A 13,369-nucleotide genomic window follows, 5' to 3' on the forward strand; every position below is an offset into this window, starting at 1 on the left:
GGAAGCTAAGCCTCACAGCGCCGATGGTACTGCAGGGGGGACCCTGTGGGAGAGTAGGACGCCGCCGAACAATCATTCAAGAAAGCCCCCGCCGGTTACCCGGCGGGGGCTTTCTGCATTTCCGGGCCCGAATAACCGTGTGCGTACCCGCCAAACGATCTTTAGTGTTGCGCGCATGACGATCTCTCACGACATCACCGGCGGCGCCGGCCCGTCCGTGCTCCTGCTCCACTCCACCGTCTGCGACCGCAGGATGTGGGACGGTCAGGTGGCCGCCCTCGCCGAGGCCGGTCACCGGGTGGTCCGGGCCGATCTGCGGGGGTACGGGGAGAGCCCGGCGGCGGACCGGCCCTACAACGACGCCGACGACGTCGCGGAACTGCTGGCGTCGCTGGGCATCGACCGCGTCGCGCTGGTGGGGGCATCCGGTGGCGGCGCGGTGGCCTTGGAGTTCGCGGCGCGGTTCCCGGAGCGGGTGGGGGCACTCGGGCTGCTCTGCACGGCGGCGGCGGGGCTGGAGCCGGGGGACGGGCTGCAGGCGTTCTGGGGGAAGGAGAACGAGCTGCTGGAGGCGGGCGACGTCGCGGGGGCGACCGAGCTGAACGTCACCACCTGGCTCGGCCCGGAGGCCGGCCCGGAGGTCCGGGGGACGGTCCGTCAGATGCAGCAGCACGCCTTCGAGGTGCAGCTCGCGGCGGGTGACGTCGAGGGCGTGGAGTACGAGGCCGATCCGGCCGCCGTCACCGCGCCGACCCTGCTGGTGACCGGGGCGCACGACTTCCCGGAGTTCACCGCCGTCTCCGACCGGCTCGCCGGGCTGATCCCGGGTGCCCGCCGGCTGCACCTGGACTGGGCCGGACACCTGCCCGCGCTGGAGCGGCCCGAGGAGACGGCTGCCCTGCTGGTGGACTTCCTCGCCGAGTCCGGCTGGACCGCCCGCGGCTGACCGGCCGTCAGCCCATCGACCCGTCAGCCGATCGCCCCGTCAGCCGATCGACCCGTCAGTCCGCAGTCGGGAGCTCGACCAGCCCCAGGGCCGGCCGCTCCCGGTACAGGGCCAGGGCGACGTCCACCAGATCGGCCCGGCGCAGGCCGGGGATGTCACCGATCGGAATCCAGGCGGCGAGGTCCGTCGAGCCGTCGGCCTCGGGCCGGAGTTCGCCGCCGACCACCCGGGCCGCGTAGACGATCCGCAGGCTGTGGAAGTCCCGCGCCGGGCCGCGGAGGAACGGCGGGTCGATCAGGTGGCGGGAGTCGACACCGAGCAGGGCGTCCAGCTCCACCAGGTGGCCGGTCTCCTCCTCGGCCTCCCGGACGGCGGCCAGCTGCGGTGGCTCGCCGTGGTCCAGGCCGCCGCCGGGCACCGTCCACTCGTGGCTGCCGTCCCCGAGGACGCCCCGGGCGAGCAGCATCCGGTCCTCGCCGTCGACGCACACCACGTACGCCGCCACCCGTGAGCGCTTCACCGTCTCGGTCACCCTCGAACACCTCCACCGCAGTCGACCGGACCTGACACTCAATCAGGACCGGCCGCTCCGGACCACCGCTTTACCGTCCGGCACCCGCGTAAGGTCGGTCCCATGGAGATCCTGACCAATGCTGCCCTGACCGAGGACGAAGCCGACGCCGCCCGGTCCGTCCTGAGCGCCGCCGCCGAGGCCGACGGCCGTGCGGCGGTCTCGGAGGCCGGGCGGCTGCGGCTGCGGGTGGCCGAGCCCCGGGCCGGGGTGACGCACCTGGTGCAGCGCGGCGAGGGCAGCGAGCCCGCCGGGTACGCGCAGTTGGAGTCGGGCGGGGCGGCGGCGACGGTGGAGTTCGCGGTGCACCCGGAGCTCCGGCGGCGCGGGTACGGCCGGGCACTGCTGGAGGCGGTGCTGGCGGCGGCCGGGCCGGACCGGACGGTGGACTTCTGGGCGCACGGGGGTCACCCGGGGGCCACCCGGCTGGCGGCGGAGCACGGGGCCGAGCTGGTCCGGGAGCTTAGGCAGATGCGCAAGCCGGCCGGGCCGGTGCCGGCCGAGCCGGTCCTCCCGGCCGGGGTGACGGTGCGGACCTTCGAGCCGGGGCGGGACGAGGCGGCCTGGCTGGCGTTGAACGCGCTGGCCTTCGCGCACCACCCCGAGCAGGGCAGCTGGACGGAGCGGGACCTGGCGGACCGTCAGGCCGAGCCGTGGTTCGACCCGGCGGGCTTCTTCCTGGCGGTCCGCGAGGAGGGCGGCACGGAGCGGGTGGTGGGCTTCCACTGGACCAAGGTGCACCCGGACGGCTTCGGCGAGGTCTACGTGGTGGGCGTGGACCCGGCGGAGCAGGGGAACGGTCTGGGCAAGGCGCTGACCGCGACCGGCCTGCGCCACCTGGCCGAGGACCGGAAGGTGCCGGCGGTGCTGCTGTACGTGGACGCCGACAACCACGCCGCCGTCCGGGTGTACGAGGGACAGGGGTTCACCGTGCACGAGGTGGACCTGATGTACCGCCTGCACACCGCCCCGTAGCGGGGGCGGGTACCCCGTGGCCGGGCTGCGGCCACGGGGGCGACGGACTCAGCTTTCCTCCTGGCCATGCGGTGTTTACCGTGGATTAAATTCTCGCCGCGAAGATCACAGGATGAAGTCGGCAGTGCCCCGCCCCCGGGCGACCGGTCGCTCGGAGACCGTCCTGCTGGAGGAGCTGGAACCCATGAGCATCCCCCGTCCCGTCTCCACCACCCAGACCAAGGAGTCCACCGCCCTGCCGCCCTCCCTGGTGCTGGCCGAGGGAGACCCGCTGAAGGACGAGGAGTCGGACGAGCTCCCCCAGGGCCGTTTCCTGGACCGCGAGCGCAGCTGGCTGGCCTTCAACGAGCGGGTCCTGGAGCTGGCCGAGGACCCGCAGATCCCGCTGCTGGAGCGGGCCAAGTTCCTGGCGATCTTCGCCTCGAACCTGGACGAGTTCTTCATGGTGCGGGTGGCCGGCCTGAAGCGCCGGATCGCCACCGGGGTGGCCACGCGTTCGGCCTCCGGCCTGCAGCCGCGCGAGGTGCTGGACCAGATCTGGACCCGCTCGCGCGAGCTGATGGCGCGTCACGCCGCCACCTTCCAGCAGGAGGTGCTGCCGGACCTGGCGTCCGAGGGCATCGAGCTGGTGCGCTGGTCGGAGCTGGCGGAGAAGGAGCAGGCCCGCCTGCACACCCTCTTCCGGCAGAAGATCTTCCCGGTGCTCACCCCGCTGGCGGTGGACCCGGCGCACCCCTTCCCGTACATATCCGGGCTGAGCCTCAACCTCGCCGTGGTGGTGCGCAACCCGGTCTCGGGCCACAAGCACTTCGCCCGCGTCAAGGTGCCGCAGTCCCTGTCCCGCTTCCTGGAGGCGGCGCCGCAGCGGTACGTGCCGCTGGAGGACGTGATGGGGGCTCACCTGGAGGAGCTCTTCCCGGGGATGGAGGTGCTCGCCCACCACGCCTTCCGGGTCACTCGCAACGAGGATCTGGAGGTGGAGGAGGACGACACCGAGAACATCCTGAAGGCGCTGGAGAAGGAGCTGATGCGCCGTCGGTTCGGTCCGCCGGTCCGGCTGGAGGTGGAGGAGTCGATCGACCCCTACATCCTCGACCTGCTGGTCCGCGAGCTGAACATCACCGACGCCGAGGTCTTCCCGCTGCCGGGCCCGTTGGACCTGACCGGGCTGTTCGGCATCGCCGACCTGGACCGGCCGGAGCTGCGCTACCCGAAGTTCGTGGCGGGCACCGCCCGCGGTCTGATCGACGTGGAGTCGGCCTCGCAGCCGGACATCTTCGCGGCGATGCGCGAGCGGGACGTGCTGCTGCACCACCCGTACGACTCGTTCTCCACCTCGGTGCTGGCCTTCCTGGAGCAGGCGGCCAACGACCCGGACGTGCTGGCGATCAAGCAGACGCTCTACCGCACCTCGGGCGACTCGCCGATCGTGGACGCGCTGACCGACGCGGCCGAGGCCGGCAAGCAGGTGCTGGTGCTGGTCGAGATCAAGGCGCGCTTCGACGAGCAGGCGAACATCAAGTGGGCCCGCAAGCTGGAGGAGGCGGGCTGCCACGTGGTGTACGGCCTGGTCGGCCTCAAGACGCACTGCAAGCTCTCGCTGGTGGTCCGTCAGGAGGGCGACACGCTCCGTCGCTACGCGCACGTGGGCACCGGGAACTACCACCCGAAGACGGCCCGGCTCTACGAGGACCTGGGGCTGCTGACGGCGGACCCGCAGGTCGGCGCCGACCTCTCGGACCTGTTCAACCGGCTCTCCGGGTACTCCCGACGGGAGTCCTACCGCCGGCTGATGACCGCCCCGCGCGGGCTGCGGGACGGTCTGGTGGCGCGGATCCACCAGGAGATCGCGCACCACCGGGCGGGCCGGCCGGCCTTCGTGAAGCTGAAGGTCAACTCGATCGTCGACGAGGACGTGATCGACGCGCTCTACCGGGCCTCCCAGGCCGGCGTGCCGGTGGACGTCTGGGTGCGCGGGATCTGCGCGGTGCGGCCAGGGGTGGCCGGGCTGAGCGAGAACGTCCGGGTGCGCAGCATCCTGGGCCGCTTCCTGGAGCACTCACGGATCTTCGTGTTCGGCAACGGGGGCGACCCGGAGGTCTGGTTCGGCAGCGCCGACATGATGCACCGCAACCTCGACCGGCGGATCGAGGCGCTGGTGCGGGTGACCGACCCGGCGCAGCGGGCCGAGCTGTCCGGCCTGGTGGACCTGGGGATGTCGGACGAGACCGAGTCCTGGCACCTGGGTCCGGACGGGGCCTGGACCAGGCACTCGCAGGACGCGGAGGGCCGTCGGCTGCGGCACGTGCAGGACCTGTTGATCGACTCCCGGCAGCGCCGCCGCAGCCTGCCCTGACCCGCTCCGCCCGGGACGGCCACGGCACCGTGGCCGTCCCGGGCACCACCATCCCCGGCACGGCGGGGACTTGCCTCGGGGGGACGAGGAACCAGCATGACCGATCTGCCGACCACCGCCCGGACCGACCGGCCGGCCGGGGAGGCCCTGACGGGCTACCTGACCGCCCAGGCGGGCGCCTTCCTGCGCGCCCTGCCGCTGGTGGTGGGGGAGGCCGGCGCGAGAGCGGGCACCCTGCCGGGCGGGCCGGGCGGGCAGGCCGCCACCGGGACGGCCGAGCTGCTGCGCTCGGTGCGGCGGATCGGCGGGGCGCTGCACACCTACGGGGCGGGCTTCGAGCCGGAGTGGGCGGAACGGACCAGGACGGAGCTGCGCTGGCTGCTGGAGCTGCTGGCACAGGAGCCGGGGTGTCTGCGGCGGTCGGCCCGGCTGCTGGCGGCGCTGGATTCGCTGAGCGAGACGGACCCGCGCCGGCCGGGGATGCTGGCGGGCCATCAGGGGGCGCCGAAGGCACGGGCGCTGCTGGAGCGTCAGCTCACGCTGGCCCGGACCCGGGCGCACTCCACCCTGCTGCAGGAGCTGCGCTCGGCGCGGCTGCACGCGCTGGCGGACCGGATGACGCTGCTGGCGGGCGAGGTGCCGCTGGTGGAGTACCAGCCGGAGTTGGCGGACCAGGCCGCGGGGGCGTTGGAGCTGCTGGCGGCGGGGGCGGCGGCGCTGCCGCCGGCCCGGGCCCCGTACGGGGGCGAGGGGCTGCACCGGTTGAGCGCGGCGCCGCCGCAGGTGCCGGCCCAGGGGCAGGCTCCGCCGGTGCCGGTGGGCGAGGTGGACGCGGACGCCGCGCTGGCGGCGGACGACGCGCCGTGGGGGCGGGTGCGGATCCTGGTGAAGCGGGCCCGGTACGCACTGGAGGTGTGCGGGGTGCGGCGGCCCGGGCTGGACGAGCTGGACGAGGTGCTGGACCGTCACCAGGACGCCGCCGACGCGGCGGTGACGGTGGCGACGGCGGCGCGCACGCCGAGGATCACTCCGGCGACCGCCTACGTGCTCGGTGTGGTGCATGCTGATCAACGGCTGGAGGTGGAGGCGGCGCGCTACGCCTTCGGCCGTCAGTGGCCGGCACTCCAGCAGCACGGATGGCACGAATGGGCGAGTTCCTGACCATGACCCTTCCTCCGACCCGGGGAGGGGCGGTGCGGCACGGGCAGACCGTGCTGGCGGCGGGTGTGGTGCTGTGGCGGCCGGGGCCGTTGAAGAAGGACGGGGAGCGGCGGAAGAAGCCGAGGATCGCGCTGATCCACCGGCCGAAGTACGACGACTGGTCGCTGCCCAAGGGGAAGCTGGAGCCGGGCGAGGGCTGGCGGGCGGCGGCGCTGCGGGAGGTCCGGGAGGAGACCGGGCTGAGCTGCGTGCTGGGGGCGGAGCTGCCGGCCCAGCACTACCTGGCGCAGGGGCGGGCCAAGGAGGTCCGGTACTGGGCGGGGGAGCTGACGGGTGGCTCGTTCCTGCCCAACCGGGAGGTGGACCGGCTGGAGTGGCTGGGGCCGCGCAAGGCCCGGGCCAGGCTCACCCACCGCAGGGACCGGGAGCTGGTGGACGCCCTGTTGTCCGTGCTCGGCGTGACGCACCGTCACGGGTGACCTGGTCGCGCCCTGCCCGTGACGCAACCGTTACTACCGATCGGTGTTTCCCGCCGTCCGTCGTCGGTTCACTCTCCGTTCACTTGCGACCGGCTGATGCGTCACCTGACCGGCCTAACTTCGGTGTCACCGGAGGGCCGAACGGGCCCTTCCACAGAAAGGGACACCCCTGTGAAGCTCCAGCGGAACGGCCGCTCCAAGGCCCTCGCGATCGGTGCCATGGCGCTCGTTGGCTCGCTGTCGCTCGCGGCGTGCGGCTCGGACGAGAACAAGACCACGGACGCCGGCAGCACGGCTTCGGCCGGTGCCTCCAAGTCCGCCATCGAGTGCGGCAAGGCCGGTCAGCTCCTCGGCGCGGGCTCCACCGCCCAGGGCAGCGCGATCGACGTGTGGAAGGTCGCCTACGGCGCCGCCTGCTCCGGCTCCACCATCACCTACAGCGGTGGCGGCTCCGGCGCCGGCGTCCAGCAGTTCAACCAGGGCAAGGTCGCCTTCGCGGGCACCGACTCGGCCCTGAAGCCGGCCGAGGTCGACGCCTCCAAGGAGGTCTGCAAGACCGGCCAGGGCATCAACCTGCCGATGGTGGCCGGCCTGGTCTCGATCATCTTCAACGTGGACGGCGTGGACAGCCTGGTCCTCGACGGCCCGACCATCGCGAAGATCTTCGACTCGCAGATCACCAAGTGGAACGACCCGGCGATCACCGCCCTGAACCCGTCGGCCAAGCTGCCGGACGCCGAGATCCAGGCGATCCACCGCTCGGACGACTCGGGCACCACCGAGAACCTCACCAAGTACTTCGAGAAGACCTCGGGCGGCGCCTGGAGCTACAAGCCGAGCAAGACCTGGGCGGGCAAGGGCGGCCAGTCGGCGGCCCAGAGCGCCGGTGTCTCGGCCCAGGTCAAGCAGACCAAGAACTCGATCAGCTACGCCGAGCTGGCCTACGCGCAGACCAACAACCTGAAGTCCGCCGCCATCGCCACCGGTGCCTCCAAGCCGGTCGAGGCCACCGCCGCCAACGCCGCCACCACCTTCGCCAAGGCGAAGATCGCCGGCACCGGCAGCGACCTGGCGCTGACCCTGGACTACGCGACCAAGGACGAGGGCTCGTACCCGCTGGTCCTGGTCACCTACGAGGTCGTCTGCGACAAGGGCAACAAGGCGGAGACCCTGGACGCCCTCAAGGGCTTCCTCAACTACGGCATCAGCGACGCCGGCCAGCAGGCCATCGGCGCCAAGGGCTACGTCCCGCTGCCGGCCGAGCTCGCCGCCAAGGTGAAGACCGCGGTCGCCGCGCTCGCCTGATCCTGCTCCACCCACCGGCCGGGCAGCCCTCCACGAGGGGGGCGGGGCTGCCCGGCCGGGACCAGCTGACAGCACGTCAAGTCCGGGGCACCGCCGCCAGGGTGCCGCCCTCCTTGGGCTGCGCCACCAGACCGGAGAAACACCATGACCACATCACCCCCTGCAGCCGACCGGGGCAGGGCCCGCCAGCGTGACAGCAGGCGCGGGGACAGCATCTTCTTCAACCTCTCCCGTGGTTCGGGAGTCCTGCTGCTGGTCATCATGGCCGCCATCGCAGGCTTCCTGACCTACCGTTCGGCGCTCGCGCTGGGCAAGAACGAGGGCAACTTCCTCACCACCTTCGAGTGGCTGCCGGACGCCCCGAAGCCGGTCTTCGGCATCGCCGTCCTGGCCTTCGGCACCATCGCCAGCGCGATCATCGCGATGGTCATCGCGGTGCCGGTCGCGATCGGCGTGGCGCTGTTCATCTCGCACTACGCGCCCCGGAAGATCGCCCAGCCGTTCGCCTACCTGGTGGACCTGCTGGCCGCCGTGCCGTCCATCGTCTACGGCCTGTGGGGCGCGCTCTTCCTGGTGCCGCACATGGCGGGCCTGACCAGCTGGCTGGACCAGTACCTGGGCTGGACCTACATCTTCGACGCCACCAAGACCGGTGCGGCCCCGCGTTCGCTGTTCACCGTCGGCATCGTGCTGGCCATCATGATCCTGCCGATCATCACCGCGGTCTCCCGCGAGGTCTTCAAGCAGGCGCCCCGGATGCACGAGGAGGCGGCGCTCGCCCTCGGCGCCACCCGCTGGGAGATGATCCGCACCGCGGTGCTGCCGTTCGGCCGCCCGGGCGTGATCTCGGCCGCGATGCTGGGCCTGGGCCGCGCGCTGGGCGAGACCATCGCGGTCGCCACCGTGCTGTCCGCCAGCCCGATCCTCTCGCTGCACCTGATGGACCCGGGTGGCGGCACCTTCGCGCAGAACATCGCGCTGAAGTTCGGCGAGGCCGGTGAGGTCGGCCGGAACGCGTTGATGGCCTCCGGCCTGGTCCTGTTCGTGATCACCCTGCTGGTGAACGGCGCGGCCCGGATGATCATCGCCCGTCGCAAGGAATTCTCGGGGGCCAACTGATGAGCACCAGCACCGTGACCCCCGTGGCGGACGCCCCCCGGCTGAGCCGCCGGCTGACCGCCAACCGGCTGCCCTCCTGGGCCCCGGCCGGCATCGCCGCCCTCTCGATCGCGCTCGGCATCGGCATCGGCCTGGCGGCCGGCCTGCAGAGCAGGATCCAGTGGGGCCTGATCGCCGGACTGCTCTTCGTCGCCATCACCTACGCCGCCGCCACCAAGGTGGAGGGCGCCCGCCAGGCCAAGGACCGCCTTGCCACCTCGGTGGTCTGGCTGGCCTTCGTGCTGGCGATCGTCCCGCTGGCCGCGCTGGTCTTCTACACCGTCCAGCAGGGCATCGGCGTCGTGGACGGCTACTTCCTCAGCCACTCCATGAAGGGCGTGCTCCAGACCGAGGCCGGCGGTGGTCTCTACCACGCGCTGATCGGCACCCTGGAGCAGGTCGGCCTGGCCACCCTGATGGCCGCCCCGATCGGTCTGCTGACCGCCGTCTACCTGGTGGAGTACGGCCGCGGCCGGCTCGCCAAGGCGGTCACCTTCTTCGTCGACGTCATGACGGGCATCCCGTCGATCGTCGCCGGTCTGTTCATCCTGTCGCTCTGGATCCTCCTGTTCGGCTTCCAGTACTCGGGCTTCGCGGGCAGCCTCGCGCTGGCCATCCTGATGATGCCGGTCGTGGTCCGCTCCACCGAGGAGATGCTCAAGCTCGTCCCGAACGAGCTGCGCGAGGCCTCGTACGCCCTCGGCGTGCCCAAGTGGAAGACCATCCTGCGGATCGTCCTGCCGACCGCGATCGGCGGCATCACCACCGGTGTGATGCTGGCGGTCGCCCGCATCACCGGTGAGACCGCTCCGGTCATGATGCTGGTCTTCGGCGCGGACATCATCAACGAGAACCCGTTCGAGGGTCCGCAGCAGTCGCTGCCGCTCTACATCTGGCAGCAGTACCAGACCAACAACGACTTCGGGTACGCCCGGGCCTGGGGCGCCGCGCTGGTGCTGATCGCCTTCGTGATGGCGCTCAACCTGGTCGCCCGGGCCATCGCCCGCTGGCGCTCGCCCAAGTCCGGTCACTGACACACCGACTGACGTACGAACAGACGAGAGAAGACGAACGATCATGGCCAAGCGCATCGACGTCAGCGGACTGTCCGCCTACTACGGCACCACCAAGGCCATCGAGGACATCTCGATGACCGTGGAGCCCCGCTCGGTGACCGCCTTCATCGGCCCCTCGGGCTGCGGCAAGTCGACCTTCCTGCGCACCCTCAACCGGATGCACGAGGTGATCCCCGGCGCCCGGGTCGAGGGCAAGGTGATGCTGGACGACGAGAACCTCTACGGCTCCGCGGTCGACCCGGTCGCCGTCCGCCGCAGCGTCGGCATGGTGTTCCAGCGCCCGAACCCGTTCCCCACCATGTCGATCTACGACAACGTGGTGGCCGGCCTCAAGCTGGCCGGCGTGAAGAAGAAGTCGGTGCTGGACGGCGTGGTGGAGAAGTCGCTCCAGGGCGCCAACCTCTGGAACGAGGTCAAGGACCGCCTGAACAAGCCCGGCGCCGGTCTGTCGGGCGGTCAGCAGCAGCGGCTCTGCATCGCCCGTGCCATCGCGGTCGAGCCCGAGGTGCTGCTGATGGACGAGCCCTGCTCGGCCCTCGACCCGATCTCCACCCTCGCCATCGAGGACCTGATCGGCGAGCTGAAGTCGCAGTTCACCATCGTGATCGTGACCCACAACATGCAGCAGGCGGCCCGGGTCTCCGACCGCACCGCCTTCTTCAACCTGGCCGGTGTCGGCCAGCCGGGCAAGCTGATCGAGCTGGACGACACCCAGCGGATCTTCTCCAACCCGTCCGTGCAGGCCACCGAGGACTACATCTCCGGTCGCTTCGGCTAAGCCGTACGGACCCCCGACTGCTTCGCGGTGCTGCATGGCGGTGCCGCCGCGGAGTCAGAGAAGGCCCGCCCCCGTGATGTGGGGGCGGGCCTTCGCGCTGCTCGGCGGCTGACGGACGGTCAGCCGAAGAACAGGTGGACCAGCCAGTACATGACGGCGGCCACCAGGGCGGCGGCCGGCATGGTGATGAACCAGCCCAGCACGATGTTCTTCGCCACACCCCAACGGACCGCGCGGATCCGCTTGGTGGCGCCCACGCCCATGATCGCCGAGGTGATCACGTGGGTGGTGGAGATCGGCGCCTTGAAGACGAACGAGGTGATGTACATGATCGTCGCGGCGGTGGCCTCGGCCGCGAAGCCCTGCGGCGGGTCCAGCTCGATGATCTTGCGTCCCAGGGTCCGCATGATCCGCCAGCCACCCGCGTAGGTGCCCAGCGAGAGCATGGTCGCGCAGGAGATCTTCACCCAGAGCGGGATGCCGGAGTCGTCCTGGTGGCCCGAGATGGTGAGGGCCATCACCACGATGCCCATGGTCTTCTGGGCGTCCTGGACACCGTGCGCCAGGGCCATGGCGGCGGCCGAGGCGGTCTGGGCGACCCGGAAGTTGCGCTTGGCGCGGTGCGGGTTGGCCTTCTTGAAGATCCACAGGATGGCCAGCATCACCAGGAAACCGGCCACCAGGCCGACCACCGGCGAGACGATCATCGGGATGACGATCTTCTCGATGACGCCGTGCCAGATCACCTCGGTGCCGCCGGCCAGCGCCGCGCCCACCATGCCGCCGAACAGCGCGTGCGAGGAGGAGGACGGCAGGCCGAAGTACCAGGTGACCAGGTTCCAGGTGATCGCCCCGACCAGTGCGGCGAACAGGATGGCCATGCCCTGCTGACCGGTCGGGGTCTCGATCAGGCCCTCGGAGACGGTCTTGGCGACGCCGGTGCCGAGGAAGGCGCCGGCCAGGTTCATCACGGCCGCCATCGCCAGCGCGGCCCGGGGGGTGAGCGCCCGGGTGGAGACCGAGGTGGCGATCGCGTTCGCCGAGTCGTGGAAGCCGTTGGTGTAGGTGAAGAAGAAGGCCACGCCGATGACGGCGATGAGTGCAGCCGTGTCCACGAGGGTCAGGACTCCTTGACCGCGATGGTCTCCACCGTGTTGGCCACGTGCTCGAACGCGTCGGCGGCCTCTTCGAGGACGTCCACGACCTGCTTGAGCTTCAGCACCTCGATGGCGTCGTACTGACCGCTGAACAGGTGGGCCAACAGCTTCCGGTGGATCTGGTCCGCCTGGTTCTCCAGCCGGTTGACCTCGATCCAGTACTCGGTGAGCTTGTCCATGGTGCGCAGCTTCGGCATCGCCTCGGCGGTCAGCTCGGCGGCCCGGGCCAGCACCTCGATCTGCTGCTCGATGCCCTTGGGCAGGGTCTGGATGTCGTAGAGGACGACGAGGTCGACCGCCTCCTCCATGAAGTCCATGATGTCGTCCAGCGACGAGGCGAGGGAGTAGATGTCCTCGCGGTCGAAGGGCGTGATGAAGGAGGAGTTCAGCTGGTGGAACACCGCGTGGGTGGTGTCGTCACCCGCGTGCTCGGCGGCGCGCATGCGCTCGACGATCTCCGCGCGGGCCGACACGTCCGCGCCCAGCAGTTCCAGCAGGAGCTTCGATCCGACGACCAGGTTCTCCGCGGCGGCGGCGAACATGTCGTAGAAGCTCGTCTCCTTCGGGGTCAGGCTAAAACGCACGGAAATCTCCGATGTGCGGGGGAGGGACTGAACGATGCTAGGCGCAAGCCGTCAGAACTGCGCAAACGGGGGGATGGTCACGATCCCTCAGTCTGACGGACGACGGGCGGTTTGCATCCGTCCTGCGCACGGAGATCCGGTCGCGCCGCCCGGACGGCGGAACACCGCGCGGGCCCGGCGTGTTGGACACTTGAGCCCAGTGGACGGGCGAGGACCGAGACCTAGGCGGGCCGTAATGACCAGCATCGAGACGCACGACGAGACCGGCGCGGCGGCGGCCGGCCACTGCGGTGACGCCGACGACGCGCACGGCCCGCACGGCTACAGCGCCCGCAAGGCGGAGCACCTCAAGCGGCTGCGCCGGATCGAGGGGCAGGTCCGGGGTCTCCAGCGGATGGTGGACGAGGACGTCTACTGCATCGACGTACTGACCCAGGTCTCGGCCGGGACGAAGGCGCTCCAGGCGTTCGCGCTCTCGCTGCTGGAGGAGCACCTGCGGCACTGCGTGGCCGCCGCCGCCGAACAGGGCGGGGCCGAGCTGGACGCCAAGGTGGCCGAGGCCACGGCCGCGATCTCCCGCCTGCTGCGCACCTGACCGGCCGGCCGGTCCGCGGTGGCCGTCCGGGGCGGTGCCCCTGACGGCCGCTCAGGCCTCGCCGGCCAGCAGGACCTCGTCGATCAGCTCCGGGGCGAGCCGCTCGCCCTCGCCGGCCGCCGCCGCGATCATGAGCTCGCCCGCCAGCTCGATCTCGTCCAGCGCCGCCTGCTCGTGCCCGCCGCCTTCACGGGGCGTCGAGGACACCATCCGTTCCACCCCCATGGA

At 71.1% G+C, this 13,369-nt stretch carries 14 protein-coding genes; 10 read left to right on the forward strand and 4 right to left on the reverse strand.

From position 1 onward, the window contains the following. Positions 1-175 precede the first annotated feature (175 nt). Complete coding sequence (locus tag ACIRBX_RS31190) at positions 176-946, forward strand: alpha/beta fold hydrolase (RefSeq protein ID WP_402302108.1); 771 nt, start codon at positions 176-178, stop codon at positions 944-946. Between the two features lie 55 nt (positions 947-1,001). Here the strand turns inward: ACIRBX_RS31190 and ACIRBX_RS31195 are convergent, their stop codons facing one another. Continuing rightward, positions 1,002-1,478, reverse strand: coding sequence for an NUDIX hydrolase (locus ACIRBX_RS31195; protein ID WP_402302110.1), 477 nt, complete (start codon positions 1,476-1,478; stop codon positions 1,002-1,004). Between the two features lie 102 nt (positions 1,479-1,580). On the opposite strand from ACIRBX_RS31195, the gene mshD reads away from it, so the two are divergent. From mshD to pstB, 8 genes are all read left to right on the forward strand, one after another. Further along, entirely contained in the window at positions 1,581-2,492 is a 912-nt protein-coding gene (gene mshD, locus ACIRBX_RS31200; RefSeq protein ID WP_402302112.1) for a mycothiol synthase, read from the forward strand. A 184-nt stretch (positions 2,493-2,676) separates the two neighbouring features. Next, positions 2,677-4,848 carry an RNA degradosome polyphosphate kinase gene (locus ACIRBX_RS31205; RefSeq protein WP_402302114.1) on the forward strand — a complete coding sequence of 724 codons (2,172 nt, stop codon included), beginning with the start codon at positions 2,677-2,679 and terminating at the stop codon, positions 4,846-4,848. A gap of 96 nt (positions 4,849-4,944) precedes the next feature. Continuing rightward, positions 4,945-6,009 (forward strand): CHAD domain-containing protein, encoded by a 1,065-nt coding sequence (locus ACIRBX_RS31210; RefSeq protein WP_402302116.1) that lies wholly within the window; start codon positions 4,945-4,947, stop codon positions 6,007-6,009. Next, positions 5,994-6,488, forward strand: a complete 495-nt coding sequence (locus tag ACIRBX_RS31215) for an NUDIX hydrolase (RefSeq protein ID WP_402302117.1) — start codon at positions 5,994-5,996, stop codon at positions 6,486-6,488. The genes ACIRBX_RS31210 and ACIRBX_RS31215 overlap by 16 nt, the downstream gene beginning before the upstream one ends. Positions 6,489-6,659: 171 nt before the next feature. Then, positions 6,660-7,793, forward strand: a complete 1,134-nt coding sequence (gene pstS / locus ACIRBX_RS31220) for a phosphate ABC transporter substrate-binding protein PstS (protein WP_402302120.1) — start codon at positions 6,660-6,662, stop codon at positions 7,791-7,793. Positions 7,794-7,937: 144 nt separating this feature from the next. Beyond that, a complete protein-coding gene (pstC, locus tag ACIRBX_RS31225) occupies positions 7,938-8,912 on the forward strand; it encodes a phosphate ABC transporter permease subunit PstC (RefSeq protein WP_402302122.1) in 975 nt (324 codons plus the stop codon). Then, positions 8,912-9,985 (forward strand): phosphate ABC transporter permease PstA, encoded by a 1,074-nt coding sequence (gene pstA / locus ACIRBX_RS31230; RefSeq protein WP_402302123.1) that lies wholly within the window; start codon positions 8,912-8,914, stop codon positions 9,983-9,985. Before pstC ends, pstA begins: the two co-directional genes overlap by 1 nt. A gap of 43 nt (positions 9,986-10,028) precedes the next feature. Beyond that, positions 10,029-10,805, forward strand: coding sequence for a phosphate ABC transporter ATP-binding protein PstB (pstB, locus tag ACIRBX_RS31235; RefSeq protein WP_402302125.1), 777 nt, complete (start codon positions 10,029-10,031; stop codon positions 10,803-10,805). A gap of 119 nt (positions 10,806-10,924) precedes the next feature. Here pstB and ACIRBX_RS31240 read toward each other — a convergent pair whose 3' ends face one another. Together ACIRBX_RS31240 and ACIRBX_RS31245 are read right to left on the reverse strand one after the other, a co-directional pair. After that, positions 10,925-11,920: an anion permease gene (locus ACIRBX_RS31240; RefSeq protein WP_402302126.1), complete on the reverse strand. Its 996-nt coding sequence runs from the start codon at positions 11,918-11,920 to the stop codon at positions 10,925-10,927. A 5-nt stretch (positions 11,921-11,925) separates the two neighbouring features. Further along, a complete protein-coding gene (locus ACIRBX_RS31245; RefSeq protein ID WP_345286831.1) occupies positions 11,926-12,546 on the reverse strand; it encodes a DUF47 family protein in 621 nt (206 codons plus the stop codon). Between the two features lie 235 nt (positions 12,547-12,781). Here ACIRBX_RS31245 and ACIRBX_RS31250 point away from each other — a divergent pair, with 235 nt between their 5' ends. Next, positions 12,782-13,141, forward strand: coding sequence for a metal-sensitive transcriptional regulator (locus tag ACIRBX_RS31250; RefSeq protein ID WP_402302129.1), 360 nt, complete (start codon positions 12,782-12,784; stop codon positions 13,139-13,141). Positions 13,142-13,192: 51 nt separating this feature from the next. On the opposite strand, the gene ACIRBX_RS31255 is transcribed toward ACIRBX_RS31250, so the two are convergent. After that, complete coding sequence (locus tag ACIRBX_RS31255; protein ID WP_402302131.1) at positions 13,193-13,366, reverse strand: hypothetical protein; 174 nt, start codon at positions 13,364-13,366, stop codon at positions 13,193-13,195. Positions 13,367-13,369 lie beyond the last annotated feature (3 nt).

The sequence above is a fragment of the Kitasatospora sp. NPDC096147 genome (genome assembly GCF_044763225.1).
Classification (GTDB): domain Bacteria; phylum Actinomycetota; class Actinomycetes; order Streptomycetales; family Streptomycetaceae; genus Kitasatospora.

What these genes read in the sequence shown, in the direction of transcription:
- ACIRBX_RS31190 (WP_402302108.1), top strand. Translation starts at nt 176, where the DNA reads ATGACGATCTCTCACGACATCACCGGCGGCGCCGGCCCGTCCGTGCTC.
- mshD (WP_402302112.1), top strand. Translation starts at nt 1,581, where the DNA reads ATGGAGATCCTGACCAATGCTGCCCTGACCGAGGACGAAGCCGACGCC.
- ACIRBX_RS31205 (WP_402302114.1), top strand. Translation starts at nt 2,677, where the DNA reads ATGAGCATCCCCCGTCCCGTCTCCACCACCCAGACCAAGGAGTCCACC.
- ACIRBX_RS31210 (WP_402302116.1), top strand. Translation starts at nt 4,945, where the DNA reads ATGACCGATCTGCCGACCACCGCCCGGACCGACCGGCCGGCCGGGGAG.
- ACIRBX_RS31215 (WP_402302117.1), top strand. Translation starts at nt 5,994, where the DNA reads ATGGGCGAGTTCCTGACCATGACCCTTCCTCCGACCCGGGGAGGGGCG.
- pstC (WP_402302122.1), top strand. Translation starts at nt 7,938, where the DNA reads ATGACCACATCACCCCCTGCAGCCGACCGGGGCAGGGCCCGCCAGCGT.
- pstA (WP_402302123.1), top strand. Translation starts at nt 8,912, where the DNA reads ATGAGCACCAGCACCGTGACCCCCGTGGCGGACGCCCCCCGGCTGAGC.
- pstB (WP_402302125.1), top strand. Translation starts at nt 10,029, where the DNA reads ATGGCCAAGCGCATCGACGTCAGCGGACTGTCCGCCTACTACGGCACC.
- ACIRBX_RS31250 (WP_402302129.1), top strand. Translation starts at nt 12,782, where the DNA reads ATGACCAGCATCGAGACGCACGACGAGACCGGCGCGGCGGCGGCCGGC.
- ACIRBX_RS31255 (WP_402302131.1), bottom strand. Translation starts at nt 13,366, where the DNA reads ATGGGGGTGGAACGGATGGTGTCCTCGACGCCCCGTGAAGGCGGCGGG.